This is a genomic window from Gilvibacter sp. (genome assembly GCF_965601605.1).
Classification (GTDB): domain Bacteria; phylum Bacteroidota; class Bacteroidia; order Flavobacteriales; family Flavobacteriaceae; genus Gilvibacter.
In genome coordinates, this window is record NZ_CBFCWJ010000012.1 from 1 (window position 1) to 25,824 (window position 25,824).

Here is a 25,824-nt window from a genome sequence, read left to right on the forward strand (position 1 = left end):
GTTTGTCTTTCATTAATTCTAAAAGGTATTCTGTTGCTCTTGGCAGGCAAGAGTAAGATTTACCACTAATAAGATTCCGAATATTCTTTTCATTACACTATGATTACGCTTATTGTGTTTTATGCAATGTAGGTTCGGTGATCCCTTTTTTGCATAGAATTCTTTGTTCATTTCAAAATGCATCAGGGTCATATCATTCAAGTAGACCTCCAAAGGCTCCATGCCTAAAGCACTCCTTCTATCATTGACTGTAACGCTGTCTGCTAAATTGATAGGAATAGCTTGTGCAATATCGTGGTTGTAAGTCACTTGGGTACCGTAAACCTGGGGCTTTCCGGTGTTCAAGTTTACACGATCAACAAGCAAGCCATAATTTTGAGGACTGGCGTTATCCTTATCAACCTCAACTTTCATAAGACTTAATACCTCTTGTTGGAACTCCGGATCGTGATCACAATGTTGCACTATCACCCAGAAGTTACTCTCTCCGGCCTCGCCAACAAGGTCAAAACCGGGATAGCCATAGGCCTCCAGAATTTCTATTAACCTGCGCTGATTGTTTTTATAGATACTGTCTTTAACGGCCTTCCACTGTTCAAGATCGAGATGCTTGTAGCCTTCTGGTGGATAAGCATGACGTGCAGCTAGCTGATCTACCTCGCCCATTTGTTCGAGTTCATTAGCCAGCTCTTGATTAAAAACCACCTTGGGAGTTACTGGCTGTTCTGCTATTTTCTCTTTGCAGCTGATTATTAAAAGTCCAAAGAGGATTAAGACAATTATTCTTTTCATTGATTTTTCTTATATATTCTGCGCCTGTCGTCGCGTTCGACTAAAACAAGTGTATCTGCTGTTATTTCATCTACTGTGCTTGTGATCACCTCATAATAGTCTCCGTTATCGTCCTTTCGGGCATGACCTTCATCTATTAAGTACTGCGCAAACTCATCATAGGGTTTATCATAGTAAAGTAGATGAATTATCGAACTCTTGTTCTTATCATAATACCATTTGCCTGTATCAATATTTTCTGGGGTAAATTCTTTAGCATAAGTTCCATCCGAATTATAGCGCAACAGTGGTCCTTTTGGAATTTCCCACCCGGCCTTGGCCATACCAGGTATGTTGTGAAAAATGGTATCTATTTTTTTGTTCTGGGCGTCTATTAATTCTACAAACTCCCAAGTTCCAATAAGTTCTGATTTTAGATCATTTTGAGTATTCTGACCATAGGAGCATACCGCAATTAATAAAGTGTTTAGGAGGAATATTAAAGTTCGTTTCATTAGATTATTCTGATTCGATTTACTCCTGATTATATCTATTTAAGGTTAAGATTAATCTTTAGTTCAATAAGTGTTTTCTCAAAACTAGATTCAGAGAGCGGCCCAAGAACGCTATCCTGCTCCTTTAAAACTATAAAGAAATCTTCTCTTCCCAAGTTTTGCCCGTTATGCAGCAAGGAGTCTCGCTTGGCAATAATAAACCGCTCGTCTGATTTAACGGCAACAACATCACCACGAATAATGACCTCATTAAAAGAATATTGCTGATCAGATTTATAAATTATAGCCTCTTGTTCCGGATATCCTATATCTACAGCTTCATACTTAGGCAAATAGAAATACCCATCACCCAGTTTTTGCTCATCACAGGAATAAAGAGCAGTTACAAGTAAAAACAAAAGAAAGTAGGATCCTTTCATGCTATGATAAATTCGAGGTTTCTTTTTATAGTGGTTAACACGATAGTGATAGTGGATCAATCTAAAAAATAGAATTCCAATTGAATCGATATGCCACTCGTAATAGCACCAAATTTAATGCTTCGGAATTTGAAATAATGGTAATACTCTGTTTAGTTCCTTCATAACTCGGAGTGGTTCCTAAATGCTGATACCTCAAGGATAAGGAAAAGTTTTTAAGAATAGTAGCACCAATTCCGAGGCCATAAGCCAAGTTGGACTTACTTATTTTTCTGTCGTCATCTGCATTGATAAAATAATAAAGTGACGCATATCCAACTCGGGGCTCTAAGTACAAGTTCTTGAAAATCGACAAACGATAAAAAGCCGTAACAGCGGTATATTTAGCGTCGTTGGGCGATAAGATTTCAACACCATCTTCAATGCCGCTTATGTTGCCTGGGATGAAATTTCCACCAGTGGCAATATCCAGACCCACTTCACCAAAACTAAATGGTTTTATCACGTTAAAGTAGATTTCTGCCTTGCCCTTTCTGTGTTCCTCTCCAATTACATTCCCAATCCCAACGCCTACTTCGGTAAATAGCTCTTGTGCAATATTCTGGTTAATAGAGAATAAAACAACTATGGCAAGCAGGAAAATCTTGGATTTACTAATGATCATAGAGATACTTATTTGTAATAGAACAACTCGAGCAAGGAAATCACTACTTGATCACTTTAGATTCGCACACATTTATGCCTGTCTTTTTCTGGGTTGGATTAAATACATAGAGACAACTTTAAATACGTGTGCTTAGGAAAGCGGTAAAGGGATTACCCGCTACGCTCGTGATCCCAGAGGGGAATCCTGAGCAAGCATTGAACCCACAAACGGCAAAGCCGTTTGGGTTTTTTAATTACGACCGCTTACAAATGCAAGCATTGGGATTGCTTCACTTCGTGAAGCATCCCAGAGGGGGTTCCTGAGCAATCATATAAACCTACAAACGGCAAAGCCGTTTGGGTTTTTTAATTACGACCGCTTACAAATGCAAGCATTTGCCGCGGCCTTAAATTAAAAAACCCGCAACTCTCGTTGCGGGTTTCCTTTTGCGGAGAAAGAGGGATTCGAACCCCCGGAGGTGTGACCCTCAACAGTTTTCAAGACTGCCGCATTCGACCACTCTGCCATTTCTCCTTAAGCGGTTGCAAATATAATCACTCCTTTGTTTTATAAAAAAGAAAAGTGTTGTTTTTTAAAGATCATTTCAGCGCGCTACTGCGGGCGGTTAATTGGAATGCCAGGCAGATTGAACGGTAAGTTCACTCCAAAGGACCAATACGGTACATCCAAGGTCACATTATAATTGATTCCAATGCTCAGTATGTTCTTAAAAGCGGTTAGGACCAAACCGGTCCCAAACTCGGGATCTCCATTGGTATCAAAATCTGGAGTCGAGATGGATATTCCGATCCCTGGGCTTAAAAAATCGTTATAAAAACGAGAATTTCGCAAGCCTACTTTGAGCAGCAATCCGGCAGAGGGTGCATATAAAAAGCGACGTTCCTGTAGGGCTTCCACTCCAGAAAGACTGTCGGCATTATAAGGATCTGCCATAATGAGCCCCACATAGGTTCGGGAATAAAATCCCAGGGTCTGCATTTGTAAGAGCCAAGGCTCTAATTTGATCAAATCATAATCATCTGGATTAGTACTAGTCGGGTCCTTCCCTTCTTTAGGAATTCCCAAAAGCAAATTCAACTCCAATCGGTCGCCGTCTTCCCTTTTTCCAGAGCGTTTAAGCGGCAAAAAGCCTTCAGCAGGCATGTTGTCCACGGTAAAGCGTTTCACCTCTTTTCCAAGCTCTAAATTGTCTTGATAGCGATCTTGATGACCTTTGAGTATCCCCACTAATTGGTCAAAAGCAGCACCAAAATTGCTCAATTTCTTAACACAGTCTTTCACTTCATCAGAGAGTGCATCTACCTCGGCCTGTATCCCAGCAATCACTTGAATCAAGGCATCAAAATCTGTAAAGACATTTTTAATTGATTCCGCCTGCTTTTTAACTTGATCTATCAGGCCGTAAATCTCAAATACCGTATCCACACTTAAACCAGAGACTGTGGTTTTTACTGTTTCAATAAGCCCTACAATCTGTTCATATTGAACAATGAGCTCCTGTGCCTTGTCCTTTACCGCAGTACTCAAACGGCTAGAGACCGTTCCGTCTGTGAGAAAGGCTGTGATATTAGCTTTGGCCTCTTGGGCACATTTTAGATCCGGCAAGGCCGCTAGAAACTTTGTTTTTAGTTCCTCAAATAGATCTGCACGCCGCTCATTATTGGCTTGAGCTTGGGCTTGTATTTCTTTCAGGCTTTGTAACTGATCTGGAGATAAGGTAGTAACCCAACGCGGCACCTCATAAAACTCTTGCAAAGCATAATTGTCAAAATTCTCAATATGTACACGTCCTGCTTTGCCAAATTCTGTTTGTAAATAGGCCGTCATGCTCACAAAATAAGAGGTGTTCGGCTGCTTTGCGAGTTCGGTTTTCAAACTGCTCAATTCCTCATTGAGATGGGTAAACACGTAGTATTCCTTGGAGACCTTCTGACCAGCAACGAATGTGTTCACGTCATTACTGAAATACCGGTTTAGAAGACTTGCAGTTTCTTTATAAATCGGGGAGTTAGTTCCCTGCCTGCCTAAATAATTGTAAAAACCTGTAAGACCTGCGTATAATTCATCCATAGTTTCAGCATCTTCTAGATTGCCTTCCATGGCCGTGAGTACTTGATCTTGAAAATTAAGCGCGGCTTCAAACTGATCAATTTGTGTTTGCAAATCAAAACTGCCCTGCAACTCTGGAATATTGTCAACGATCTTTGCCTTTAAAGCCTCTTTGTCAATGGTTAAAGTCAACTCAGAATTAATATCAACCACCTGTTCCCCACTACGAGGAATGTCAGTGATCTTCTTTCCTGATTTTTCTGTAATAGTAATAATGGACTGTTGTGCGCTTGTCGTGAGGGTAAAGGCAAGCAGCAAAAGGGTGAGTAAAATTCTCATGATTTAAAGGGATTGCGATTCGGCTTCTATATATAGTTGTTCTACGCGGATGTAATCCATAACACCATTTTTGTGAATACGGCTTTGCGCTTTGCGCGGCGAGAGGGTCAAACAAAAACATTTGATCTCCTCATAAGGCGTATCGTCTTTAATGATCTCAGCTGCATGTAAATAGGGCTCCAGTTCTTCTTTGAGTACCGTGTGATTTTTGACCCACATTACTTTACGAGTAAAATTGCCCGGTGAAGTTGGAGCAAGGTCATCAGCGATCTGAACGCCGTCTTGAGTAGCCTTCGAATCACCGAGAACGATCATCAATATACATTTCTGGCTTTTTAAATCTTCATAGAGTGCTTTTGCCTGGGGAAGGTCGTCAAGGGGAATTTCGGTAGTATGCTTCAGTGCCATGGTAGTGCGTTTAGTTGACTTAAAGATAGCAGGAGCTCGGCAAATATTCCTCGCCATTAGCGGGTATTTTTACAAATCAGGGGTTTTCCCCTGCTCTACTTTAGGTTTGGTTTTCACAAATATTTCACAGAAAAACTTGGGGATTGCCTTATCTTTACTCGGTTTTTAGCGCTGCAGATAGATGCAGCGAGAATCACTTCAACAATAAAAATCGGAACATGAAGTATACTTTAATGGCCTTAATGACGGCCTTTATCATTAGCTGCGGACCAGCACAGAACAATAAAAAAGTTGTAAAGACTAACTTAGATTACGCAGCATCCATTACCGTTGATGAACTTAAATCTAGACTTTATACTTTTTCCGCGGATGACATGGAAGGGCGTATGACAGGATCTGAAGGTCAAAAGAAAGCGGCTCAATATCTTATTGATTTCTACAAGGCAGAAGGTATCACCGGAGGGGTAAGCGCAGATGAATACTTACAAACGGTTCCAGCGGAATATTTTACCAGAGCGAGAGATCCAAAGCCATCAGACAATGTACTTGCCTTTATTAAAGGTTCAGAATTCCCGGATGAAGTAATCGTACTTTCCGCTCACTACGACCACATCGGTATTGATAAGAAAGGAAACGTCTACAATGGCGCGGACGATGACGGAACGGGTAATATGGCCTTATTGGAAATGGCTCAGGCGTTCCAACAAGCCGTAAAAGACGGTAACGGTCCAAGACGCTCTATTTTGTTCCTGCACGTTACTGGTGAAGAAATTGGACTATACGGTTCACGTTACTACACAGACAATCCTATATATCCTTTAGAAAACACGGTTTGTAACCTTAATACTGATATGATCGGACGAGTTACTCCTGACAAAAGAGGTGGTGGTGAAAACTACATCTACCTTATTGGTAGTGACCGACTCAGCCAAGAACTGCATGATGTTTCAGAAATGGTGAACAATACTTACGTGAATCTAGATATCGATTATACCTTTAATGAGGAAAATGATCCAAACCGATTCTACTTCCGTTCAGACCACTACAACTTTGCTAAGAACGAAGTGCCTGTGATCTTTTATTTTAACGGAGTGCATGAGGACTATCACAAGATCACGGATACTGCAGACAAGATCAATTATGAACTGTTTGCAAAACGTACTAAGTTGATCTTCCTTACCGCTTGGGAGGTTGCCAACCGCGACGGACGCATTACTGCGGACAAGGTAAAGCCATAAAGGCAAACAAGACTTTTAAAGAAAACCGGCTTTGCGCCGGTTTTTTTTGTTTTATAGAAAAGGGTCAGACCATTTTGTATCGGTATAGACCTCACTGCCTGATAGCGTTTCTAGAAAGGCAATGAGCGCATCAATCTCTGCTGTGGTCATGTTCAATCGCTGCGGATTTCCGCCAGGCCTTAAACGCGGATCCAAATTGGCGTTGAGCTCAATACCATTATTATAGTGTTCAACTACAGCTGCCAAAGAACTGGCAGATCCGTCGTGGAAGAACGGCCCGTTATTCTGAACGTCATGCAAACTCGGAGAGCGGGTATTGGTCAGATCTGTAGCACCTGGGTCACTCAATACGCCAATCACGCCATTGTTTAAACTAGCCGGGTCTATACTAAAGGTCGGTGCGCGATGGCAACCAGCACAACCTACTCCTCCACCAATGCGTTCTCCAGCTCCGTTAAAATCAGGAGGCGCCAGGAACAATTGCTTTCCTTGATTTTCCTGAGCACTAAAGTTCGCGAAAGGCGCACCATCATTAGGTGCAGTGGCTCGGCCTTCATCAAAGCGGGAATCAAAGGATTGAATACTACTTATAAATTGTCCCAAAGCTTGCTGCATACGCACTTCTGTAATAGAATCATCTCCAAAAGCCGCCGTAAAGAGCAGCGGATAGTACTCAATATCCTGCAAACGCGCTAAAAGATCATCAAAGTCTGGGGCTCCAGCTTCTCCTGAAAAGCCCATCTCGTTGTGATCCCTAATAGGTTGAGTACTCTGGTCTTCTAAAGACAAGGCACGCTCGTCCCAAAAGAATCGACCTTCATTAGAAAATCTAGAATTGATGAGTCGCATGGAATGTCTTCCTGTACTGCCATTAACTCCGCTACTGGCCAGGGCCAAATCAGAAAAGCCGTTTTCTTGTCGGTGGCAACTCGCACAGGCAATGGTGTTATCAGACGAAAGATTGGTGTCATAAAATAAGACACGGCCCAGGGTAGCGGCGGCATCTGTAATATAATCCGGGCCAGTCTGATCCAGATCAATAAAGTCAGGGACATCCTGATCGGCATAGTTAGCCAGATTATCCAGATCAATAGAGCCGCCAAAGTAAAGGCTCAGATCTACCGTGTCGTCGCCACCAGTATCGGTGTCGCCTCCGGATTGATCGTCATTGTCGTTTTGGGTATCGCCATCGTCTGTAGCATCTGAGTAGGAATCGTCATTGGAACAAGCAAAAAATAAAAAGCAGGCCACCACAAGGGCCATCTTGGGGAATAATCTCATTGTTCAGTAGTTTGTACTTGGACTACAAAATACCAAAAAGGTTTAATTTCAATTTTGCTGATCGAACATTCTAGAGATAATCACTGTGTGGGCAAAGGTTATAGCGCCTAAAAAAGAAAAGAAAATGGTCAAAAAGGATTGGTTTCCAGTTTCCATCAGCTTAAAGAAAACTAACAATCCTACCATAGAGATTAGCCAAACCCAAACCGCACCGCGCAGGTACTTCAAAACACTCTTCTTGGTCACCTTCCCGTAGAGATAATGCACTTGCTCCTTTATAGAAGGAACACTGTGCCAAAAAATAAAATAAATGGTAAAGGCCCAAACCAAAGATGCCCAATAGAACAAGATGGTAAAAACAACCAATAAAAGTAGCTCCTGAGCTAGCTTCGCAGGTGCTATCTTTTGCTGGTAGGTATATATTATAAGTAATAGGCCAAAAACAACTCCTGACCCCATTAGCCCATAAACAAACCACTGAATTGGAACGGTAAATCCGGTTAATTGTTCAATGACCGCTGTTGTGTCTTCTGGATTTAAATAAAAGAGCAGGAACAGAATTCCAAGCCCGTAAGAAGCGTAAAACATTTTGTTCCAGGCACTTCTGCCAAAAAACTCATCCCAGTGTTGTTCTCCAAAATGATATCCGCTAACTATAATAAAGAGTGTCAAGGCAACCACCGGCAACCAAAAAAACAAGGCGAAGGCAGTGAATACAACCAATAGATACAATCCCAGCTGGGTGAAAAAAGTAGCTCTTTTTGTCTTGAAAAAGGTCTTGTTTAAAAGCTGTAAATCATTCGACCCATGTATTAAACCTACAGAAAAAAGGAGTGAAAATGCTAAAATTGACTGTGAACCCGCAGCAAAATAATTGGTAAGCCATAAGCTGAAAAACGTAATAATAATCAGTATTTCGCGGGTTTTTACCATGGTTTTTGTTTAACTGCTATGTTAAATTATTAAACAAAATAACCAATTTTTGTTTAATTATTCGTAATTTTAGTTCAACAAATTTATTAATAATTCATACGTATATGGAAAATTTTGCTAACCTTATTTCACTGGTACCTAAATTGGCGCCAGACGATTACGTAGGCTTCACCTTCTTTGTAGGGTGTATGGCCATGATGGCAGCTTCTGCCTTCTTCTTTTTATCAATGGGCAGTTTTGACCGCAAATGGAGGACTTCGATTCTCGTTTCTGGTTTAATCACGTTCATTGCTGCAGTACACTATTGGTACATGCGTGACTATTGGGCAACCAATATGGAGTCTCCAACTTTCTTCCGTTATGTGGACTGGATCCTAACTGTACCACTCATGTGTGTGGAGTTCTACCTAATATTAAAGGTAGCAGGAGCCAAGAAATCCCTAATGTGGAAACTGATCCTATTATCTGTAGTGATGCTTGTCACAGGATACTGGGGAGAAGGAGTGGATAGAGACAACGCTTGGTTGTGGGGTCTTGTATCTGGTATTGCTTACTTTGTTATTGTGTACGAGATCTGGCTGGGTGGAGCTGCAAAGCTTGCCAAAGCTGCCGGAGGATCCGTTGCAAGTTCACACAAGATCCTTTGCTGGTTCGTATTGGTAGGATGGGCTATCTACCCTATAGGATACATGGCCGGTACGCCAGGATGGTATGAAGGAATCTTTGGTGGATTGAGCATGGATGTGTTCTACAACATCGCAGATGCGATCAACAAGATCGGGTTCGGTTTGGTTATCTATAACCTTGCTGTACAACAAACTTCGACTGCCGAATAGTATAACCCACTTATGTTGTAATGCCTAAGTGGCATTTGAAAAACCCTCCTTGCTATCGCGGAGGGTTTTTTGATTTATTGATGTTTTTCTAATAGGTCTCTAAACCAAGCGTTGGGAATGATATCTATAGTGAGATTCACACGTTCTTCTGAACTGGCATTGATGATGCGATGCGGATCCGTCAAACGCAAATACCAGCACTCCCCTGGTTTCATAGTTAGTAAGCTGTCATTGAGGTAAAACTCTACCCCTGGCGCATTGTATACCGGAATGGTTAAACGCACCATAGAGCGCTCTATTTCAATTCCCAGTGTAGGATCTGTGTGTTCTTTTACAATGGCTCCGGGAGCCAAGCGTAGCAAGCGCACTAAATTGACGGTAGCATGCTCTTGAAACTGTTCCAAGATGGATTTGGTATAGGGAGATGATTCTAACTCGGGATTGTTCAACCAATCACACCAGGTTCCGTCCGCATAGTCTTCCGCCGGCGGCGGAAACGGCAAAGAGCGGTCCACCAAATGTGCCGGAGAACGCATCGGCACCACGTCATAATACTCAAATTGATTGCGTTGTAAGGCTTTGAATTCCTCATAGATCTTTGCTGCATCAAAATGAAATGGCAGTTGAATGCGATCTTTATATACTTGTTTAGCGGTAGTGGACATTATGAATTGTTTAGTATTTTAAAGATATAAAATACCATAGCTAGCACAAGTGAATGCCCCTAAAACAGGGGTTTATACCTACAAAAAAACCACCGCTAAGGGTGGTTTTGATTATTTTATTAAGATGGATTACATCCTATCGATGATATTATCAATAAGCTCCGTGGTTGTCGTATAGTCCATACCACTTTGCTTGGCCAGCGTAATTGCGCGTTTGGCCTCTTTCAATGCTCGGGTATAGTTGCCGGTCTTGTAGAGTAAAGCGGCCAGAGTATCAACGTTGAAGTAGTTCTCATCCAGCTCAATGGATTGTTTGGTAATATCAATGGCTTTGAGCAATACCTGAACGTCATTGTGTTCAAGATAAGCGTGCCAAGCCAGAGAATTCAAAGCGCTCCAATCTCCAGACAAACTGCGGATCTTCGCTGAGCTGAACTCGTCAGAATCCCCGTGGTAATAATCCGGGTCAAAATCGTCGGTTACAGAAGTGATCGGTGCGTTGCCTGAGCCACCACTTCCTCCGGTATACTGTAAAATTTTGGCTCTCATGTCTTCATAGGACATAGCGCCCTCAACCCATTCCAAATTCTCCTCGTTCTTAATGAAGATATAGGTTGGGATGGATTCTACTTCTAAAACATCATCGGCTTCATTCTTATCCACGTCCATCTTGTAAAAGTCCACATTAGGGAATTCTTCTTCTAAGCGGGCAATGATGGGTTCCATTCTTTTACAGGGCGCACACCAGGTGGCGTAAAAGTCCATTATTATAAGGCGGTCGTTATTGACCAGCAGTCTATCTTCTATCTCAAAGTCGCTGATTTCTGTTTGGGCAAAGGCGGAGTTCAATCCAAAAAGTACCAATAAGGCGGTGCAAAAATTTCTCATGATTCTATTATTTGAAAACAAATTACGGCCTAAAAGCAGCCGCAATCCATACCCAATAACGGGTATTCTAACAAAAAACGCAAGCCGTTGAGAGCTTGCGTTTTATAAAGTTTTAAACAGCCTAGTAGTGTCCTGGCGGATGACCTTGTTGTCCAAGATTGATCACTTCAATATCGTAATTGGGAGTTCCGTCTTCTTTCACAGGAGCAATAAAGGCGGTATTCTTACCATTCTCGTATTGTGAAAGATAAACGCGGATCTTGCTTACATCTTCACCTTGAGATTTGCGGTATTCAATATGCTCAATGAACTGCTTTACCTGCTCGTAGTCAAAAGTAAAATCAGAAGCAGCTTCTGGATTCTCTTCTAGATACAGATTTCGGTGTAAACGGGCGTTGTCTAAAGAAATAGAACTGGCAGGAGCGGCTACAGGTGTCACGGTTTCAACAGTCGGTGTTGTGGGTTCATCCGCAGTGGTGAAACCATAAACGGCAAAGCCTAAGGCTACTACCCCAAGGGCTAAGAGGGAATTTTTTAAGTTTTTCATAATACGTTGTTGGTTTAATTGTACTTAAAGTTAAGGAATTTAAGTGTCTAAACCGACTGCTATCTTATTAAAAGTCAAAGCGATTGCTTAGCGCTTCCAAGGAATGGTTGTGGGATAGCTTGTCTTATCTATATAGATCAAAGCATCATAAGAGTTAGACAAATTGAGCTCCATAAGCCCGTCTCCACCGGGAGTATAAGATTCTGATACATCGCTGCGGATGGGAACCGGCACGCCTAAAGCTTCTCGCGTCTGTGCATCCATGCGGTCTAAACTCGTTCTTAGATCCACTAGAGTATAAGGGCTATCCAAGGCACCGAGTTCTTTTGTAACCGAAACGTCCGTTACCTCAGGAAGTTCCCACTCTTGAAAGCCTTGAGAGCCAAAAGCACCAAAGCTGCCGGAATTAAAGGTGAAGCCAATGCTGTAATAGTCTTGCTCAAACCAATTGCTCAGGTAATAGCCCAAAATATCGTACTCAAACAAGACAGACTTCTTAACCACATGACCGTTATGGGCCCAAATAGCAATCTTGGAGTCTTCTCCTAATTGCTCAAGAGTCCACAAAACATTGCGGGCAGAGAATTGATCCCGTAATTCCACTTGTAGAAAGAACTCGTCCTGAGCCACGTAAGTAGCGTACTGTCTTAAGATCTCTGCCAAACGCTGGGCAATGGCAAAGTCTTGTACTCCATGAGCCTCAATGAGTTGATCTTGACTAGCTTCCAATTGATTTTTGACCGAATAATAAAGGTTCCAGTAACTGAGCACTTGCGCTTCGGTATGCTGTTGAAAAGCTACTATTGGGCGTTCCTCTTGCAGTGCGGTCATCAAATCTGCTGAATCTGGTAAGTCTTTAAAGTAATTGATCAACCAAGCCAAGTTGTGATTGATAGCGGTCATTTCCATTCCAAAGATTTGAAAGGGTGTTGCCGTACTTTCATTGTGATTTCTTATGGCAGCTACCAAAGCTTTGAATTCCTCGGTACGGTAGGTAAACCAGCCACTTTCCGCGATCAAATCATCTAGGTTCCCGATTCCTTTGGTCACATAATTGTTCCAAAGCAGGGCTTGTCCAAAATCAACTTCCAAAACCAAACCTTGGTAACCCTTCGCAATGAGTTGTTTGATTATGGCTGCTTTGAACAAATAACATTCCTTGGTGTAATGACTGACTTCTCCCAAGCCAATGATCCGAGCATTGTCTGCAATGCTATCAATGTGCTGACTCAACCGGTTAGAGTCAATAGCATCAAAAGTTTGAACTTTAATTTGATGGTCTTTCAGGTAGTTTTGCCCAAAGGCATTCAGTGCAACGCACAGCAGCCCCATAGTTAGGAGCGATTTCCAATACTTCATGGTTTAGTAAGCGGTTAGTTCAACATTGGCGTGCTTTTATAAAACGCAATTTTCTATTGGGGATTGTTTATCGGGGAGATCATAATATGTGCGCGGTGGGTCCCAGGGTTCATGATCCAAGGATGATTGGCCGCTACGGGCGACTCCGGCAGACCTGTAGACTCCGCGGTCGCAAAAGGCATATAGACTACATAGCGCAATTTTGCGCCTTCTACAACGCCGCTCTGTGGGTCATAATTGGTACTCGGGCCAAAATATATATGCAAAGTAGCTCCTGTGGGAATGGGCAGGGTTCCTGCTTTTGCTTCGGCCTCGCGCATGGCAAAGACCTCCTCCGGGCTCTTGCCTGCTACGCGCAGTTCTCTCCCTCGGGCCATAAAAGGTTCTAAATCCTTGTGGTAACAGGCCGCATTAAAGCCTTTTTGACTGCTGTCGTCCACCAAAACAATGAACTCATTAGTACCCTCACGCAGGGTTACAAATTCTCCTGTTGTATTGTAACCAATAACCTTGGCGCCCGCCCTACCCGCTTCCGGCGCAGCCATCAAAGCAGTTTGAATCAAAGCCTCATCAGAATCAATAGGAACATAAGAAACTGTTGATGCGACCGTGCTGTCAGCAGCTGTAGTTAAGTCTTCTGAAGTTTTTTGTTCCGCAGGTGTGTTGCAAGAAAACGCGCAAGCAAATACAGCAGCAATTAGGGTTAGTGTGATTTTTTTCATGACGATGCTATTTAGTTCTTCAAGGTTTTTGTACTGATGCACATCACAGTGTCCTCCACATTAATAGGTGGTGTGGCCAGCATATACAGCACAGTTCCTGCTTTTGGAGCGTGATAAGTCTCCAAGCGACGGCCAAAGGCATCGGTGGTATAGCCAACCTCTTGGCCTTCTAAAACTTGATCTCCCGCCTTTAGGTCACTGTAAAAAATGCCTTGAACGGTGGAGTCGATATAGATCTGATCAGCTAAAAGCTTTAGCTCAGGATGCGGACCGCTTCCCTCAGCGTACATTCCCATGATATCCAACATATTGTAAACGCCGGTTTTTACTAGATCCACTGCCTCTTTCTCCACCAATCCCAATCGACCCGACTCAATACTCAAAGCTGTTTTGCCATCTTGAGCCGCCTGCTTAAAGGCGTATTTGGCAGGCTCTTTATAGTCGATATTAAAAGGATATGCCACAGAGTACTCAAAGCCACTGCCGTCAGAAAGGCGTTTGGCCAAACCAGTCTGCTGCGGCCGATTCTCGTCCACATAATAACACACAAAAGGCAAAAGATCCTCTGGAGCATCTCCGCAGTGAATATCAAGAAAGACATCAGACACCGGAACGATATTTTCAGTTACATAATGCGCTATGCGCTGAGTGATACTGCCGTTGGCATCTCCGGGAAAAGCATTATTGAGATTGACGCCATCAACCGGATTGATATAGGCCTCACGGCCGTAAAAGGCACCGTCATTGAGAAGCGGTAAGATCACCAAAGTCCCCTTGAGCTGCGCAGGATCAATTTCTTCTAATAATTGTTGAGTAGCGATGATTGGGGCGTATTCAGAACCGTGTACTCCAGCCAGCCAGGTAAAAGTGGGGCCAGCTTCTGCTCCTTTTAAGATCACTATAGGCAGCATTGATTTGTTGCCTTGTGCGTCCTCAAGAGCGACAGACATATTGGTTCGGGAAACTGGTATGGCGTCGCGAAACGCCCGTTGAAATTCAGTTTGCGCATTAGCACCAATGAGTGTTAGAAAACAAATTAATACACTGAAAAATTTGGTCATTGCGGTTGGATTGGAATCTCGTTTGAAATTACGAAAATATTGGTTAGCGCCAATTTAACTTCGGTTAAGGCTAAGACAACAATTTCTTTATTTAGAATTCTTCTAAATAATTTTTTTAAGCCGATGTACCGTTGTACTTTTGTCTGGCTTATGACAGCATCACCCCACAGATCCGTTTTAAAAATACTCCTCATCGCTTTGCTTTTCATGCTGATTGGCACTGGGCTTGAGCTGTATTTATTGGATCATTATGAAGATGCTTGGCAATTGATTCCCCTGATCTGCATTGGCGCTGCCCTAGCTGGCATGGTTTGGGTAATGAGCAAACCCTCGGGGCTTTCCTTGCGCATTTTTAAGGGAATCCTCGGTCTTTCCGCTCTGAGCGGTTTGGTGGGCGTTTACCTTCATATGAAGGCCAACTATGAATTTGAATTAGAAATCAAACCTGGCGCTCAAGGCTGGGATCTCTTTACGGAAAGTCTGTCAGGCGCACTGCCTGCTTTAGCCCCTGGGAGTATGATCGCCTTGGCACTGATTGGATATACTTACACCCTTTTAATAAAACAACAAACATGAAAACAATGAGCAAATTACTTTTTGCAGCCCTTGTTGCCTCACTAGCATTCACGGCTTGTAAATCGGAGAAAGAAGCAGAAACTGCAGAAGAAACCACCACCACGGAGCAAACCGAAACCAAATCCGCAGAAGAAACTGTAGTAGAAGGTTATGAGATCCCAGTAACAGTTCTCAATGCAAACCTTGCTACAGAAGATAATCTTAAAGCGATTGGGATGAGCGACGAGTTGATCGCCAAGGTTATTGAAGCACAACCTTTTTTAAGCATGAATGACTTTGATGCACTCTTGGGAGATACTGCAAACAAGGAGGAGCTGTATAAAGCCATCTTTGTTCCTTTCAATTTGAATACTACTGCCGAGGCTGATTTTAAAATGATCCCGGGTGTAGGAGACAAAATGGCTCATGAGTTTGAAGAATACAGACCCTATACCTCTGTGGCGCAGTTCCGCAAGGAGATCGGGAAATATGTGGATGAGGCGCAGGTGGAATACTACTTGAACTACGTTTTTGTTCCTGTGGAGCTCAACACTGCCTCAAACGAAGATATCAAAGCGCTTCCTGGAGTTGGAGACCGTATGACCCATGAATTTGAAGAGTACCGTCCATACACTTCTATGGAGCAATTTAGAAAGGAAATTGGCAAATACGTTGATGATAAAGAGCTAGCGCGTTTAGAGCGTTTGGTGTACTTGAAGCAATAAAGCCAAAATCGCGACCATTAAAAAACCCTCGGCTTTCGCCGAGGGTTTTTGTTTTCAGGTTGATGGTTAGTTATTGCCGATCAAAAACGACTTCGCCTTCTTTGATCGTTTTTAGCACCTGAATGTCTTTAATATCGTCTACAGGAACGGTCAGCGGGTTTGCATCTAAGACGACTAAATCTGCCATCTTGCCGACCTCTAGCGTTCCTTTGGTGTCTTCTTCAAAATGCTGATACGCACTCCAAATGGTAATGGCCTGCAGGGCTTCATAAGGCGTTAAACGCTCGTCTGCGCCTATGTCTGCTCCAGAGCGACTGGTTCTGCTCACCGCCGTCCAAATAACGCGCATCAAATTTGGCAAGGCCACAGGAGCGTCAGTATGTATGGTTATGTCTAAGCCTTTGTTTAAAGCAGATCGGGTTGGGCTGATCTTATCTCCCAATTCCTGCCCAATGAGTTGCCGGTGCCAATCGCCCCAATAATACGTATGCAAGGGAAACAGGCTCAAAACAACGTCAAGCTCTTTAAATTCGTCCAATTGATCCATGCGGATATACTGCCCATGAATAAGCACAAAGCGACGGTCATCATTACCGTACTTCTCAGCCAAAGGCTTTAACGTTCTGATCATTTGATCCATGGCGGCATCTCCGTTACCATGGGTGAGGGTTTGCCAATTGTTCTGAAAGGCTTTCTCGTAAATTGCCGTCACATCCTCGTCATTCGGAATGGCAGGATAACCCGCATAATCAGCGGCTGCACCATCGGGCGGGATTAAATAGGGTTGGGTTCGCCATGCCGTTCTTCCCTGAGGAGAACCGTCTAAGGTCAGCTTCATCCCGCCAATTCTAAAATGGTTGATATAAGATTTGCTGTTCCAAGGTGTGTCCATGTATTTGTCCGTCACCGAATAATCCACATAGCTCACCACATCTAACCTCAGCTTCTGTTGTTCGGCCATGGTGGTCATTTGCGACAGATCCATAGAACGTCCATCTTGAGCGGTTGTATACCCATAAGAGAGCGCCATTTCTTGACCCGCTTCAAAAAAGCGCATATTGCTTTCTGGAGTTTTAGGCATCATGGCGGCAAACATATTGGGGATGGCGGCTAACTCCTCCAAGACCCCATTGGGCTCTTGCGAGTTTGGTTCTCTTCTGATGATACCTCCTTCTGGATCTGGCGTATCGGCAGTGATTCCTAACAATTCTAAGCCTTTGGAATTCACCACAGCAAAGTGTCCTGAAATATGAATGATCATGATCGGGAACTCTGTGGTGACTTGATCCAGATCGTGTTTGGTGGGAAAGCGGTTTCTCTGCAATGACAGAATCGTCAAAACCAGTTCCCGAATATCCAACCCGTAAGCTCTCGATTTTCTGGAGTGTTCCATGCCTTTAGCACCTCGATTATGGTTGGAATATCGTCTGCGCGACCGTCTGGAGAAGGCAACAACTGTGCGCCTATAGCCTGAGCTGAAAAGCTCGTAAAATGTGCATGACCGTCTATTAAGCCAGGGACCATGGTCTTTCCTTGTAGGTCAACCATTTTATGTCCTTTCCCTGCAGCCTGCATGGCTTCTGCACTCTTACCTACAAAAACGATCTCTCCGTCACGTTCCACCAAGGCTTCCGCGTATTGGGGTGTATCTCCAACCATGGTGAGGATCTCTCCTCCAAAGTACATGGTGGCCATTGCCTGTTCTGAATCTGCAGGCTGATCTGTTTTACAACCCATCAGTAGGCTAAAAAAGAGCAGCGCATATAAGTAGTTATTCTTCATTTATTCCTGTGTTATTTAGTCTGATTTCTTCTGATCATAAGTTACAAAATGTTCTTTTTAATAATTGAATACAACATTGACAAAGGCACCACTCCATGCGGCGGTCTCTCCCACAATGTTGTTGATGCCGTCTCCCGCAAAGGAAAAAGCAAACCCGGCGTTGACAAATAGATTACGGTTTACCACACGGTTGTATTCTAGAAAGATATCGTTAGCCAAATTAGCCTCGGTCACCCCAGAAACTACTGTTGGAATACCGTCTGAGAATTCCACACGAGCAGCCTGTCCAAACTGAATAGGGCTTCTGAGCTGTTGTGCTGCAATACTCGCATAGCGCAGGGTAAGAATGTCTTTCTGACTCGGCATCACCCGTAAGCTAAGCATAAAGGACCTCAAGTTGGAATTGATAAAGACCATAGAGGATTTAGAACCTGTAGACCAAGCGCTGGGCGATCCTTCATAATACAAAGGATCAAAACGTTCCAGCCCAGGCGTATCGGGATCGTCCCCAGAAAAGATCTGATAGGTTGCCATAAGCGTTGGGCTCCATTTTATCTTTTTAAAGTCATAACCCAATTGCGCCCGACCGCCCCAAGCATTCAGATCCAAACGTTCGTTCCACTGATATGCAAAATCCAAAGCAGTAAAAAAGTCTTTGAACTTCCCTTTAAACGGATAGGTCTTTCCGTAAAAACTCAACGCGTTCAAATCTTCACGACCTCCAGCAACGATCTCTGGCGGGCCATCGCCTCCAGGAGCTGCTTGTGGATAAGGCGCCTCAGAACGAATCACATTCAAATAACTGAGGCCAAAAAATTTGTTTGGGGAGGCCGTCCAATTGGCATCAAAACCGACAATTTCATTTTTGGTATCGTTGGATGGGAGTTCGTTCGGGTCCAAATAGAACGCGCGTGCGTTGAAGTTTTTGTTGTTGTAATGACCAATAGCAGACATCTCCCAAGCTTTGCGCGGACCAAACTTGAGCGCACCACGCTCAAATCCACTCACCCCTCCATTGGCTATGAGCATTCCGGTTCCGAGTTTTAATTCACGACCACCTACGGATAGATCCAAAGAGCTGTGCTCGTTTATTGCAAACAAGTAACCCACATGAGACTCCTCCAGAGTAAACCTGCCCGTATCGCCTTCATCAAAAGCATCTGTTCCTAGAGTTGATGACCAAACCACAGACACACGGCCGTAAAACTTAGATTTGCCCACAGGGATCGTGAATCCAAGGCCAGGCTTGGCATAGCTTTCCAACCATTGGGTGTCTGAGTCATAGTCCAGTTCTGGGACATCGGCTAAATTCCAAAACAGATTGGTCTCTGCCACGGCATTGACTCCAAACTGCAAATAGCCTTGGATTTGAATGCCTTCACTTTTATACACAGTCAAAAAATCTGTTTCTTGCGCTTCAATAACCCCAAATAGGCTTAAGGAGATGATTGTGATAATTTTTGTTCTCAAGGCTTTCATGATGGAAGTTTCATATTATTCTCTATTGGTCATCGAGCCAAATCCTAGGCCTGGATTTTTTACGCCTTTATCTTTCTCGTATTGATTGTGGGTAAGGATGATCATCAGACCAAATAAAACGGCTACAACAATCAACACCGTACTGATCAAACCACTGACTCCAAAGGACATACGTATCAAAATAGTGGAAACCACAAAACCTGAATTGCGAATGATCTTATGGAACTCATCCGTATAAAATAGAGAGATCAACAGCAGTACTACATCAACCAAGATCAGTAGGGTAAAGAACTCGTCAAAAAAGAGACTGTTAATGCTGCTCAAGGCTGGCATAGACGCGCTTTCAAAGGAGACAGCCCCCAACCAATCCACTAAAGTGACCACTGCTAATAAACAGAACAAGGGAACCAAAAATGTTGCTATGAGCTTTTTACGAGCAATGAAACGGTCTGTCTTTTCTTTAGGCACGCTCGACCTGCTTGGAATTCGTTTTCCCTGTTTTTGAAACTGATAGATCAAATAAAACAAAATCAGCGACGCCAGAAGGTCATAGGTAAATTGCAGATCGCCCTTTATTTCAAACCAATCGGTACTGAGTTCCAGCGCGGACAGGTCTTTGAACAGCTTGCGGATAATAATTAGGGTAATGATCTGATACTGTTTGGTTATATAGGTAGTGAACGATTTTGGCAGGTAGTAGATCAGTAAATACACCTCATAAACCAAAATGAAGGAAAAAGGTGTGTATACTGCAGATATTGGATTTTCTAAAAGTTCTGAGTCTGCAAATAGCGACATCCAACCCCACTTATTCAAATAGATCAAGGCCAAATGCGCAAAGAATCCCATAAACGCCACATAGAGTATGAAACGCTCAATGCGAATCTTGGCCGATTCCGATAAGAAAAACGAGTAGAGTTTTTTCAAGCTTGAACATATTTTGTTTAAAGTTAATCAAAATATGTTAAACAAAACATTAATTGTGTTTATTGATACAAGACGTACCGTGGAGGCACTATCCCGTTTAATCGTAAAGAAACCAACATCTGTCCACGGTGGTGGGTGATGTGATCTGCCAAAAGCATAAAGATCTGCCGCTTGGTTCGGTCTAGTCCAAAATAGTCCAAACGATCTTCCAGTTGTTTTACATCAAACTCTTGGAGCAGTGATAGGGCCTGTTCAAAAGTCTTGTCAATTAAAGCGATCATCTCTGCCTTGCTTTTATCCGCCACTTTGAAAACGGTATCCGTAGCCCAGGTTCTGGCTTCTCGGCCTCCCAACAAAGACTGGCTGTGCCAATCCATAGCAAAGCCAATATGCATCAAGTTCTCTGCAAAGCTTAAAGACTCTGGGGTAGGTTTGAAATTGTACTGCGCTTCTGGCATTTGCTCAGCCACCAACAAGAGGTATTTTCGAGAGTTTTCCAGACGTTCCACATAATCCCGAACAAACGCGTTGTCTTGGGCTTGCGCAATTAGCGGAGCGCAACTCATCAGCAAAAATATACTGCAGTACATGATCTTTTTCATAGAAGAATCTTTGATGTTCTTAGAATGCTAAGAAAGTTAAGACATTCTTTCCACTTTGGCGCGACTTTTGCTCCTACAGCAGGCAAAGAAAAACTATGAAGACCGCCACCCTAGCACTACTGCTTTTGACCCTTTATAGCTGCATCCCAACCCGGATCGCGCCCAAAATAGAAACGCACAAAATTGTGGAGACCAAGAAATTCTCCAAGGAGTTGCCGCAAGGCTATGGTTTTGCTTTTGAAGATCCCAAAGACGCCAACGAGTTTTACAGCTATGTGAATAGCAAATACGATCTGGCCTATACGGAGGTGGAATACAATGTACCCTTTGAACTCGATGGTGAAAAACTATACTTGAGTTTCTATGAATGCGAACGCACCACCAAGACCATCAATCTGATCCCAATCTTGGTAGACGCCAAATTGGAGAACGACGGCTCCGCGCCTGTTTTGGAAGACTTTCATTCCTCCCGCAATGGTCAATGGTACATTATCATCAAGGTGCGAGATGCAGCCCTTAAAGATGTCCTGAACATCAATCACGAGCAGCATGGAGTTCTAAAGAAATACTTGGAAAGTCTTAGACAGGAATATCTCGCAACGCATCACTACAACGAACTCAACCTAAAAAGTAACAGCCAATAATTCTAGCGGATCTCATGAAGCACGCTTTGGGTCAATAGGTTGCCGTTGGCTTTATACGATTCTTCTTTGACCATCCCGACACCCGGAGAAATCCATTGTTTGCAGGTCAGGTTTTGAGCCATGCCACTGACTGAAACCCGGTTGGAATAGGTTACCAAATAGCATTCAAAAGTCCCTGCTGGCGTGGTAACATTTTCTAAGGCGATCACTTTTCGATCCGTCATGGAAATTGTTGTTGTGATTGCCATGACTCCAGCGTCTACGCGCATCTCTACGGAAGCATCGGGCAGGGTCTCTCCTACTTCTAAGTTATTGGGAAAGAACAGATCGTCTCCGTTTATAGAATACTCCATTCCTTCATAGCGCTGCAATTGAGAGGAGACCAAACTGGCAGCGTCCAGGCGCGTCACTCCGCCTTCACAAATTGCTTTAAAACTGCTATCGGTTAGATAACGGTTGCGCTTGTCTTTAACCGCTAAGGCAATGGTCATGCCGTCATCGGTTACTTCTGAGGTGGTGTACTCTAAAATGGTCTGCAGGCGGCCCCTTTTGTCCATTTGATGGATAACCAAGGTTTGGCCTTCATTGGCGGGATAGAGCGTGCTACAATTGTCTTGTGCAAAACTTGAGGCAGTGAGCAAAGTCGCGAGGAAAAATAAAATACGTTTCATGAGTAAAGTCTTAGTGTTAGCAATCGATTTTTGATTTCGATGTAAAACTAAGCCTGCTCACCTCCAGGGGATGGTGCTATTGTAACAAATGCTAGAAGAGATGTAACACCGCTAAAAATCACTCAAGGAAGTGATGATTCCATCTATGCGCATGTTGTATTCATTGATCTGTTCCTGATAGGCCTCGGTATCTTCAGCAATCATTTTTCGGATGAGCTTATAACTCTCAATACGCAGTTGGCAGTACTCCTTTAAAAGTTCGTTGCGCTTCAAATAATCCTCGGGAAGATCATACGTGGCGATGCGCTCAGTAACTTGTAGCGCCTCTTCCCAAGAAGGGATTCCATTGCGATCGATCTCCACCAGATATTCTGCATCCGTTGCCGTGACAGGCATATCAAAGATCATCATGGCCTTTTGCTCCAAGGCAATGAACTGATCCATCTCTGGCTCAAATTTCGCAATATCCTTACCGCTACCCATCGTCAAAACACCAACAACTATGCTTAAACCAACCGCCGCAGCTGCGATGATACTGGTCATTTGCATACGCTCATCCTGAGGCTTCCTTAAGGTTGGCACCCAGGCGTAACCTAAGATCAGACCACTCACCAAACCACCGATATGAGCGGCATTGTCAATGCCTTCTTGAAAGCCGTTGAGTAAATTATAACCCACAAAGACGCCAATACTCAGCAGCAAGGCCTTGCGTTCGGTTTTCTCAATGAGTTTGGTGGTCAACATGGCCAAGAATACCCCGTACATCCCAAAGATGGCTCCAGAGGCTCCTGCGCTGATGGTAAAGTCATTGAAATATAAGCTGGCCGTGCTGGATAAGATCCCCGTGACTAAATAGGCGGTTAAAAAACGCCCCTTACCCAAATAGGGTTCTAATAGGATTCCGATATACAAAAGTGCATAAGCGTTCATCAAGAGGTGGAATACGCCAATGTGCACAAAGCAGCTGGTCACCAAACGCCACCACTCCCCGCTCATGGTGAGCGGTTTAAAGTTGGATCCCCAATTTAAGAGACTCTCGTTATCGGGCAGCATAATATCGACGCCAGAAACCGCCATAAGAATGAAGATCAAGATGTTTAGATTGATCAAAATAGGCGTTATGAAATAGCCTTCTGTGGGTACAAAAATGCTGAAGAAGTCCTTGAGTCCACCAGAAGCCTCTTCCTCTTGCACTTGCGTTTCCATGACCTCAGCAGCTTGCAGGTCTTCATTGGAGTCTTGATCTGCTTTTAAGGCTGCGATGCCTTCAGCATCGGTCTGAGATACCAATTTCTCATACTCCCGTTGCAAACCTTCTAGATTGCGCTTGTTTTTGCCCCAATCATAGATCTGTCCCGTACAGATGCTCTTCATCTTTACCGTCTGCTCCTCTACTACTACGGTCACATCTTCACTCCAAGAACTCATGGACATTTTAGTTCTGGCCTTAAAGCCGTTTTGCGCCACACTACTAATGCTCCAGTCCATGGCCTTGGCCGCGGCTATAAGTAAGGTGAGCGTGTCTTCTGGAGATTGATCGGTAAAAGTAAGTTCTTTGAGGTGTTGCGAAGATTTTCCTAGAGCCATGCGTTAAAGATGGTTTGGTTGATTGTCTGGTTTAGCTTCTTCTAAGATATTTCTTTTTTGGGAAGTTTTGTGAGTGGGAAATTTACCAGAGTTTATCTCACCGCTACAATAAACTTTTAATCTTCTTTTCAAACTCTACTTTGTTCATCCGGTGGCTTTCCTGAATAATAGGAAGTACCTTTTTTAGAACATCATCAGTTATCAACTCTTCATTTTTAGGCAGAAATACTAAACAGAACTCTTCAATATTATCGTTCTCAAATACACCGCTCGTACTTTCGCCACAATCTATATTGTGCCAAGTTGCCCAATCAAGGAACTCGTCAAATTCAAGATTTTTTAAAAGCACTTGCTCAATATTGTGGCATAAACCTTTGACGGTTGGAGCAGTGTCTTTTGCATACTCTTTATATTCTTCCCACTCGTAACCAAAATCATCATTGTACTCATCAATCGCCACTTCTAATGCATCAATAAATAAGTCAAAATCCTCTTTGTAAAATTCAAGATTTAGAAAATCTGCTGTTTTCTTTCTGATTTCGGACCCCGTTTCTTCACCCTGATACCAGGCTACTAAAACATCGTGAAAATATTGATAGTCTTTTGACATCTCGTTAAGGCTTTATTCTCTTTCGTTAACTTTCTTTTTAATAACCTGAAGGCTTGGGTAAATGAGTATTGATTGCATTAAAACAATAAATAGAATCAGTGCAATTATAACAGTCCAAATATTTTCCATTTTAACTTTCTCAAAAAATATCAAACCAACTAAAGCGATTGGAATAAGAAGGAACGTATAAAAATTTGGAATAGGTATTATTTTTAGACTCTTTTTTGTTTTAAAGATGAAGTTTGGTACAAAATAATCCGCACGATTACCAGGTAAGTATTTTACCCAATATTCATCTTCCGATTTGTATTCAGTCCTTATTGAAGCGCCGTTTTTAAACACAGTTCTTTTTTTGATTTCCAATTCAGTCGGAACAAAATATTTCAAGAATTTAAGTTTATTAATTTTAGCCATTACATGTAATACTGAAGTATGTAGATAATTCGGTTCGAATTTTAAACAACTACTTCCCAAATTACAATTTACTTTATTTAAACGAAAAACGGTCCAAGTCTATACTTGAACCGCTATTGTTAAACACCCTATGAGGTACTGCCTATTATGAATCTTTGGCCATTTTATCGGTCATTTCCTCAATTGAACTTAGCATAAAGGCTTGAAATTGACCTTCCGTCATTTGTGGGTTTTTCATAAACTCGTCGTAATTCGACCACCAAACAAGAATGCACTTATTATAGCCTAGATCAACTACTTGCATAAAGTTAGTCATTCCCTTTACAGGTGCACCTTCTAGTAATGCATATGAGAAGCTTCTTGACGATTCATCATAGGCTACAATTCTTTCTTTAAAGAATCCTTGCCCATCTGCTGTTTGGCAAACTCTTTCTCCTCCAACTCCCATATTACCATTCCAATCTACCTTGGCGATTACGGAAGAATATTTGTGAACTTGATCGAGCTTTCTAACGGTCTTCCACATTTCATCTGCCGACTTATTTATGACCTTGCTGAATTGAACTTTTGGCTCGCCCATATTTTGGGCAGATGCAGTATATCCGCTCAACAATAGCATTAAAGCGGCGAATAAAAGATTTTTGATTTTCATTGTTATTGAATTTTAGTTAAAACAAATTTTTAATTCCGTTTAAGTTCATTTTGATCATTTTCTGAAGCATCAAACTAACTACTTCAACATGGTTTTCTTCGGCTTCAAAATAACTTTCCCAAGTCACTTCGCTACTTGCACCAAGGTCTTTTACAGAAATGCTGTTCTCCATATTCGTAACAGGCATAGGTGGATTATGAACTGAATATTTTAAGTGCTTGCCAGAATCATTAAACTCAGTAATTACCTCATTAATGACGATTTTTCCTTGATCAGTATTCATCGTGCAAATTCGTTCGCAACCCAATCCTTGACCAATTACTTCACTGTGAGAAATCATCCCTCCTGAATACTCTTCTACCCTATCAAATGATTTGATTCGATTCCAAATGCCTGACGCTGGGACATTAATTTTAAGACTTTCGCTAACTTTTGGCTGTTTCATAATTACTTCGTTTTAATATTTTCCTTTTGATAC

The 25,824-nt window shown here is 42.7% G+C and carries 30 protein-coding genes and 1 tRNA gene; 5 read left to right on the forward strand and 26 right to left on the reverse strand.

Going from position 1 to position 25,824, the window contains the following annotated elements; genetic code table 11:
- Positions 1–18 precede the first annotated feature (18 nt).
- From ACSLP7_RS02500 to ACSLP7_RS02530, 7 genes are all read right to left on the reverse strand, one after another.
- Positions 19–792, reverse strand: coding sequence for a DUF6624 domain-containing protein (locus ACSLP7_RS02500; RefSeq protein WP_435577845.1), 774 nt, complete (start codon positions 790–792; stop codon positions 19–21).
- Entirely contained in the window at positions 789–1,286 is a 498-nt protein-coding gene (locus tag ACSLP7_RS02505) for a hypothetical protein (protein WP_435577846.1), read from the reverse strand. Before ACSLP7_RS02505 ends, ACSLP7_RS02500 begins: the two co-directional genes overlap by 4 nt.
- A 35-nt stretch (positions 1,287–1,321) precedes the next feature.
- On the reverse strand, positions 1,322–1,705 hold the full coding sequence (locus ACSLP7_RS02510) for a hypothetical protein (protein ID WP_435577847.1): 384 nt from the start codon (positions 1,703–1,705) through the stop codon (positions 1,322–1,324).
- A gap of 61 nt (positions 1,706–1,766) precedes the next feature.
- Positions 1,767–2,369 carry a hypothetical protein gene (locus ACSLP7_RS02515; RefSeq protein ID WP_435577848.1) on the reverse strand — a complete coding sequence of 201 codons (603 nt, stop codon included), beginning with the start codon at positions 2,367–2,369 and terminating at the stop codon, positions 1,767–1,769.
- A gap of 431 nt (positions 2,370–2,800) precedes the next feature.
- Positions 2,801–2,885: transfer RNA gene (locus tag ACSLP7_RS02520), tRNA-Ser, on the reverse strand.
- A gap of 78 nt (positions 2,886–2,963) precedes the next feature.
- Complete coding sequence (locus tag ACSLP7_RS02525; protein WP_435577849.1) at positions 2,964–4,760, reverse strand: hypothetical protein; 1,797 nt, start codon at positions 4,758–4,760, stop codon at positions 2,964–2,966.
- A 3-nt stretch (positions 4,761–4,763) separates the two neighbouring features.
- Positions 4,764–5,168: a hypothetical protein gene (locus ACSLP7_RS02530; RefSeq protein WP_435577850.1), complete on the reverse strand. Its 405-nt coding sequence runs from the start codon at positions 5,166–5,168 to the stop codon at positions 4,764–4,766.
- A 218-nt stretch (positions 5,169–5,386) separates the two neighbouring features.
- Between ACSLP7_RS02530 and ACSLP7_RS02535 the strand changes: the two genes are divergently transcribed.
- Positions 5,387–6,406, forward strand: coding sequence for a M28 family metallopeptidase (locus ACSLP7_RS02535; protein WP_435577851.1), 1,020 nt, complete (start codon positions 5,387–5,389; stop codon positions 6,404–6,406).
- Between the two features lie 51 nt (positions 6,407–6,457).
- Here the strand turns inward: ACSLP7_RS02535 and ACSLP7_RS02540 are convergent, their stop codons facing one another.
- Positions 6,458–7,687: a cytochrome-c peroxidase gene (locus ACSLP7_RS02540; RefSeq protein WP_435577852.1), complete on the reverse strand. Its 1,230-nt coding sequence runs from the start codon at positions 7,685–7,687 to the stop codon at positions 6,458–6,460.
- A 48-nt stretch (positions 7,688–7,735) separates the two neighbouring features.
- On the reverse strand, positions 7,736–8,620 hold the full coding sequence (locus ACSLP7_RS02545; protein WP_435577853.1) for a Brp/Blh family beta-carotene 15,15'-dioxygenase: 885 nt from the start codon (positions 8,618–8,620) through the stop codon (positions 7,736–7,738).
- A 104-nt stretch (positions 8,621–8,724) separates the two neighbouring features.
- On the opposite strand from ACSLP7_RS02545, the gene ACSLP7_RS02550 reads away from it, so the two are divergent.
- On the forward strand, positions 8,725–9,456 hold the full coding sequence (locus ACSLP7_RS02550) for a bacteriorhodopsin-like (RefSeq protein ID WP_291184874.1): 732 nt from the start codon (positions 8,725–8,727) through the stop codon (positions 9,454–9,456).
- A 74-nt stretch (positions 9,457–9,530) separates the two neighbouring features.
- On the opposite strand, the gene ACSLP7_RS02555 is transcribed toward ACSLP7_RS02550, so the two are convergent.
- From ACSLP7_RS02555 to ACSLP7_RS02580, 6 genes are all read right to left on the reverse strand, one after another.
- The gene (locus ACSLP7_RS02555) at positions 9,531–10,121 is read right to left on the reverse strand and encodes an aspartyl/asparaginyl beta-hydroxylase domain-containing protein (RefSeq protein ID WP_435577854.1); all 591 of its coding nucleotides are present in this window, start codon (positions 10,119–10,121) and stop codon (positions 9,531–9,533) included.
- A gap of 129 nt (positions 10,122–10,250) precedes the next feature.
- Positions 10,251–11,009 (reverse strand): thioredoxin domain-containing protein, encoded by a 759-nt coding sequence (locus tag ACSLP7_RS02560; RefSeq protein WP_435577855.1) that lies wholly within the window; start codon positions 11,007–11,009, stop codon positions 10,251–10,253.
- A gap of 121 nt (positions 11,010–11,130) precedes the next feature.
- Positions 11,131–11,556 (reverse strand): hypothetical protein, encoded by a 426-nt coding sequence (locus ACSLP7_RS02565; RefSeq protein WP_435577856.1) that lies wholly within the window; start codon positions 11,554–11,556, stop codon positions 11,131–11,133.
- Between the two features lie 87 nt (positions 11,557–11,643).
- Positions 11,644–12,915, reverse strand: a complete 1,272-nt coding sequence (locus ACSLP7_RS02570; RefSeq protein ID WP_435577858.1) for an erythromycin esterase family protein — start codon at positions 12,913–12,915, stop codon at positions 11,644–11,646.
- A gap of 53 nt (positions 12,916–12,968) precedes the next feature.
- Positions 12,969–13,637: a hypothetical protein gene (locus ACSLP7_RS02575; protein ID WP_435577859.1), complete on the reverse strand. Its 669-nt coding sequence runs from the start codon at positions 13,635–13,637 to the stop codon at positions 12,969–12,971.
- 11 nt (positions 13,638–13,648) lie between these two features.
- Entirely contained in the window at positions 13,649–14,698 is a 1,050-nt protein-coding gene (locus ACSLP7_RS02580; protein ID WP_435577860.1) for a M14 family metallopeptidase, read from the reverse strand.
- Between the two features lie 39 nt (positions 14,699–14,737).
- Between ACSLP7_RS02580 and ACSLP7_RS02585 the strand changes: the two genes are divergently transcribed.
- Positions 14,738–15,274, forward strand: coding sequence for a hypothetical protein (locus ACSLP7_RS02585; RefSeq protein ID WP_435577861.1), 537 nt, complete (start codon positions 14,738–14,740; stop codon positions 15,272–15,274).
- Between the two features lie 5 nt (positions 15,275–15,279).
- Complete coding sequence (locus ACSLP7_RS02590; protein WP_435577862.1) at positions 15,280–15,978, forward strand: hypothetical protein; 699 nt, start codon at positions 15,280–15,282, stop codon at positions 15,976–15,978.
- Positions 15,979–16,048: 70 nt separating this feature from the next.
- Here ACSLP7_RS02590 and ACSLP7_RS02595 read toward each other — a convergent pair whose 3' ends face one another.
- Genes ACSLP7_RS02595 through ACSLP7_RS02615 form a run of 5 tightly spaced genes read right to left on the reverse strand, consistent with a single transcriptional unit; the run spans position 16,049 to position 20,768 of the window.
- Entirely contained in the window at positions 16,049–17,371 is a 1,323-nt protein-coding gene (locus ACSLP7_RS02595) for an amidohydrolase (RefSeq protein ID WP_435577863.1), read from the reverse strand.
- Positions 17,314–17,760: an amidohydrolase family protein gene (locus tag ACSLP7_RS02600; protein ID WP_435577864.1), complete on the reverse strand. Its 447-nt coding sequence runs from the start codon at positions 17,758–17,760 to the stop codon at positions 17,314–17,316. Before ACSLP7_RS02600 ends, ACSLP7_RS02595 begins: the two co-directional genes overlap by 58 nt.
- Positions 17,761–17,817: 57 nt before the next feature.
- On the reverse strand, positions 17,818–19,239 hold the full coding sequence (locus tag ACSLP7_RS02605; RefSeq protein WP_435577865.1) for an alginate export family protein: 1,422 nt from the start codon (positions 19,237–19,239) through the stop codon (positions 17,818–17,820).
- Between the two features lie 15 nt (positions 19,240–19,254).
- The gene (locus ACSLP7_RS02610; RefSeq protein ID WP_435577866.1) at positions 19,255–20,166 is read right to left on the reverse strand and encodes a hypothetical protein; all 912 of its coding nucleotides are present in this window, start codon (positions 20,164–20,166) and stop codon (positions 19,255–19,257) included.
- A 59-nt stretch (positions 20,167–20,225) separates the two neighbouring features.
- Positions 20,226–20,768 (reverse strand): DinB family protein, encoded by a 543-nt coding sequence (locus ACSLP7_RS02615; protein WP_435577867.1) that lies wholly within the window; start codon positions 20,766–20,768, stop codon positions 20,226–20,228.
- A 95-nt stretch (positions 20,769–20,863) separates the two neighbouring features.
- Between ACSLP7_RS02615 and ACSLP7_RS02620 the strand changes: the two genes are divergently transcribed.
- Complete coding sequence (locus ACSLP7_RS02620) at positions 20,864–21,412, forward strand: hypothetical protein (RefSeq protein ID WP_435577868.1); 549 nt, start codon at positions 20,864–20,866, stop codon at positions 21,410–21,412.
- A gap of 2 nt (positions 21,413–21,414) precedes the next feature.
- Here ACSLP7_RS02620 and ACSLP7_RS02625 read toward each other — a convergent pair whose 3' ends face one another.
- The 6 genes from ACSLP7_RS02625 to ACSLP7_RS02650 all read right to left on the reverse strand — a co-directional run bounded on the left by ACSLP7_RS02625 (position 21,415) and on the right by ACSLP7_RS02650 (position 25,791).
- Complete coding sequence (locus ACSLP7_RS02625; RefSeq protein ID WP_435577869.1) at positions 21,415–22,083, reverse strand: TapB family protein; 669 nt, start codon at positions 22,081–22,083, stop codon at positions 21,415–21,417.
- A 111-nt stretch (positions 22,084–22,194) separates the two neighbouring features.
- Positions 22,195–23,670, reverse strand: coding sequence for a rhomboid family intramembrane serine protease (locus ACSLP7_RS02630; RefSeq protein ID WP_435577870.1), 1,476 nt, complete (start codon positions 23,668–23,670; stop codon positions 22,195–22,197).
- 103 nt (positions 23,671–23,773) lie between these two features.
- Positions 23,774–24,280, reverse strand: coding sequence for a hypothetical protein (locus tag ACSLP7_RS02635; RefSeq protein WP_435577871.1), 507 nt, complete (start codon positions 24,278–24,280; stop codon positions 23,774–23,776).
- 12 nt (positions 24,281–24,292) lie between these two features.
- Positions 24,293–24,667 (reverse strand): hypothetical protein, encoded by a 375-nt coding sequence (locus tag ACSLP7_RS02640; protein ID WP_435577872.1) that lies wholly within the window; start codon positions 24,665–24,667, stop codon positions 24,293–24,295.
- A 172-nt stretch (positions 24,668–24,839) separates the two neighbouring features.
- Positions 24,840–25,346: an SRPBCC family protein gene (locus tag ACSLP7_RS02645; protein WP_435577873.1), complete on the reverse strand. Its 507-nt coding sequence runs from the start codon at positions 25,344–25,346 to the stop codon at positions 24,840–24,842.
- Positions 25,347–25,362: 16 nt separating this feature from the next.
- On the reverse strand, positions 25,363–25,791 hold the full coding sequence (locus tag ACSLP7_RS02650) for an SRPBCC family protein (protein WP_435577874.1): 429 nt from the start codon (positions 25,789–25,791) through the stop codon (positions 25,363–25,365).
- Positions 25,792–25,824 lie beyond the last annotated feature (33 nt).

What these genes read in the sequence shown, in the direction of transcription:
- ACSLP7_RS02500 (WP_435577845.1), bottom strand. Translation starts at nt 792, where the DNA reads ATGAAAAGAATAATTGTCTTAATCCTCTTTGGACTTTTAATAATCAGC.
- ACSLP7_RS02505 (WP_435577846.1), bottom strand. Translation starts at nt 1,286, where the DNA reads ATGAAACGAACTTTAATATTCCTCCTAAACACTTTATTAATTGCGGTA.
- ACSLP7_RS02510 (WP_435577847.1), bottom strand. Translation starts at nt 1,705, where the DNA reads ATGAAAGGATCCTACTTTCTTTTGTTTTTACTTGTAACTGCTCTTTAT.
- ACSLP7_RS02515 (WP_435577848.1), bottom strand. Translation starts at nt 2,369, where the DNA reads ATGATCATTAGTAAATCCAAGATTTTCCTGCTTGCCATAGTTGTTTTA.
- ACSLP7_RS02525 (WP_435577849.1), bottom strand. Translation starts at nt 4,760, where the DNA reads ATGAGAATTTTACTCACCCTTTTGCTGCTTGCCTTTACCCTCACGACA.
- ACSLP7_RS02530 (WP_435577850.1), bottom strand. Translation starts at nt 5,168, where the DNA reads ATGGCACTGAAGCATACTACCGAAATTCCCCTTGACGACCTTCCCCAG.
- ACSLP7_RS02535 (WP_435577851.1), top strand. Translation starts at nt 5,387, where the DNA reads ATGAAGTATACTTTAATGGCCTTAATGACGGCCTTTATCATTAGCTGC.
- ACSLP7_RS02540 (WP_435577852.1), bottom strand. Translation starts at nt 7,687, where the DNA reads ATGAGATTATTCCCCAAGATGGCCCTTGTGGTGGCCTGCTTTTTATTT.
- ACSLP7_RS02545 (WP_435577853.1), bottom strand. Translation starts at nt 8,620, where the DNA reads ATGGTAAAAACCCGCGAAATACTGATTATTATTACGTTTTTCAGCTTA.
- ACSLP7_RS02550 (WP_291184874.1), top strand. Translation starts at nt 8,725, where the DNA reads ATGGAAAATTTTGCTAACCTTATTTCACTGGTACCTAAATTGGCGCCA.
- ACSLP7_RS02555 (WP_435577854.1), bottom strand. Translation starts at nt 10,121, where the DNA reads ATGTCCACTACCGCTAAACAAGTATATAAAGATCGCATTCAACTGCCA.
- ACSLP7_RS02560 (WP_435577855.1), bottom strand. Translation starts at nt 11,009, where the DNA reads ATGAGAAATTTTTGCACCGCCTTATTGGTACTTTTTGGATTGAACTCC.
- ACSLP7_RS02565 (WP_435577856.1), bottom strand. Translation starts at nt 11,556, where the DNA reads ATGAAAAACTTAAAAAATTCCCTCTTAGCCCTTGGGGTAGTAGCCTTA.
- ACSLP7_RS02570 (WP_435577858.1), bottom strand. Translation starts at nt 12,915, where the DNA reads ATGAAGTATTGGAAATCGCTCCTAACTATGGGGCTGCTGTGCGTTGCA.
- ACSLP7_RS02575 (WP_435577859.1), bottom strand. Translation starts at nt 13,637, where the DNA reads ATGAAAAAAATCACACTAACCCTAATTGCTGCTGTATTTGCTTGCGCG.
- ACSLP7_RS02580 (WP_435577860.1), bottom strand. Translation starts at nt 14,698, where the DNA reads ATGACCAAATTTTTCAGTGTATTAATTTGTTTTCTAACACTCATTGGT.
- ACSLP7_RS02590 (WP_435577862.1), top strand. Translation starts at nt 15,280, where the DNA reads ATGAGCAAATTACTTTTTGCAGCCCTTGTTGCCTCACTAGCATTCACG.
- ACSLP7_RS02595 (WP_435577863.1), bottom strand. Translation starts at nt 17,371, where the DNA reads ATGGAACACTCCAGAAAATCGAGAGCTTACGGGTTGGATATTCGGGAA.
- ACSLP7_RS02600 (WP_435577864.1), bottom strand. Translation starts at nt 17,760, where the DNA reads ATGAAGAATAACTACTTATATGCGCTGCTCTTTTTTAGCCTACTGATG.
- ACSLP7_RS02605 (WP_435577865.1), bottom strand. Translation starts at nt 19,239, where the DNA reads ATGAAAGCCTTGAGAACAAAAATTATCACAATCATCTCCTTAAGCCTA.
- ACSLP7_RS02615 (WP_435577867.1), bottom strand. Translation starts at nt 20,768, where the DNA reads ATGAAAAAGATCATGTACTGCAGTATATTTTTGCTGATGAGTTGCGCT.
- ACSLP7_RS02620 (WP_435577868.1), top strand. Translation starts at nt 20,864, where the DNA reads ATGAAGACCGCCACCCTAGCACTACTGCTTTTGACCCTTTATAGCTGC.
- ACSLP7_RS02625 (WP_435577869.1), bottom strand. Translation starts at nt 22,083, where the DNA reads ATGAAACGTATTTTATTTTTCCTCGCGACTTTGCTCACTGCCTCAAGT.
- ACSLP7_RS02630 (WP_435577870.1), bottom strand. Translation starts at nt 23,670, where the DNA reads ATGGCTCTAGGAAAATCTTCGCAACACCTCAAAGAACTTACTTTTACC.
- ACSLP7_RS02635 (WP_435577871.1), bottom strand. Translation starts at nt 24,280, where the DNA reads ATGTCAAAAGACTATCAATATTTTCACGATGTTTTAGTAGCCTGGTAT.
- ACSLP7_RS02645 (WP_435577873.1), bottom strand. Translation starts at nt 25,346, where the DNA reads ATGAAAATCAAAAATCTTTTATTCGCCGCTTTAATGCTATTGTTGAGC.
- ACSLP7_RS02650 (WP_435577874.1), bottom strand. Translation starts at nt 25,791, where the DNA reads ATGAAACAGCCAAAAGTTAGCGAAAGTCTTAAAATTAATGTCCCAGCG.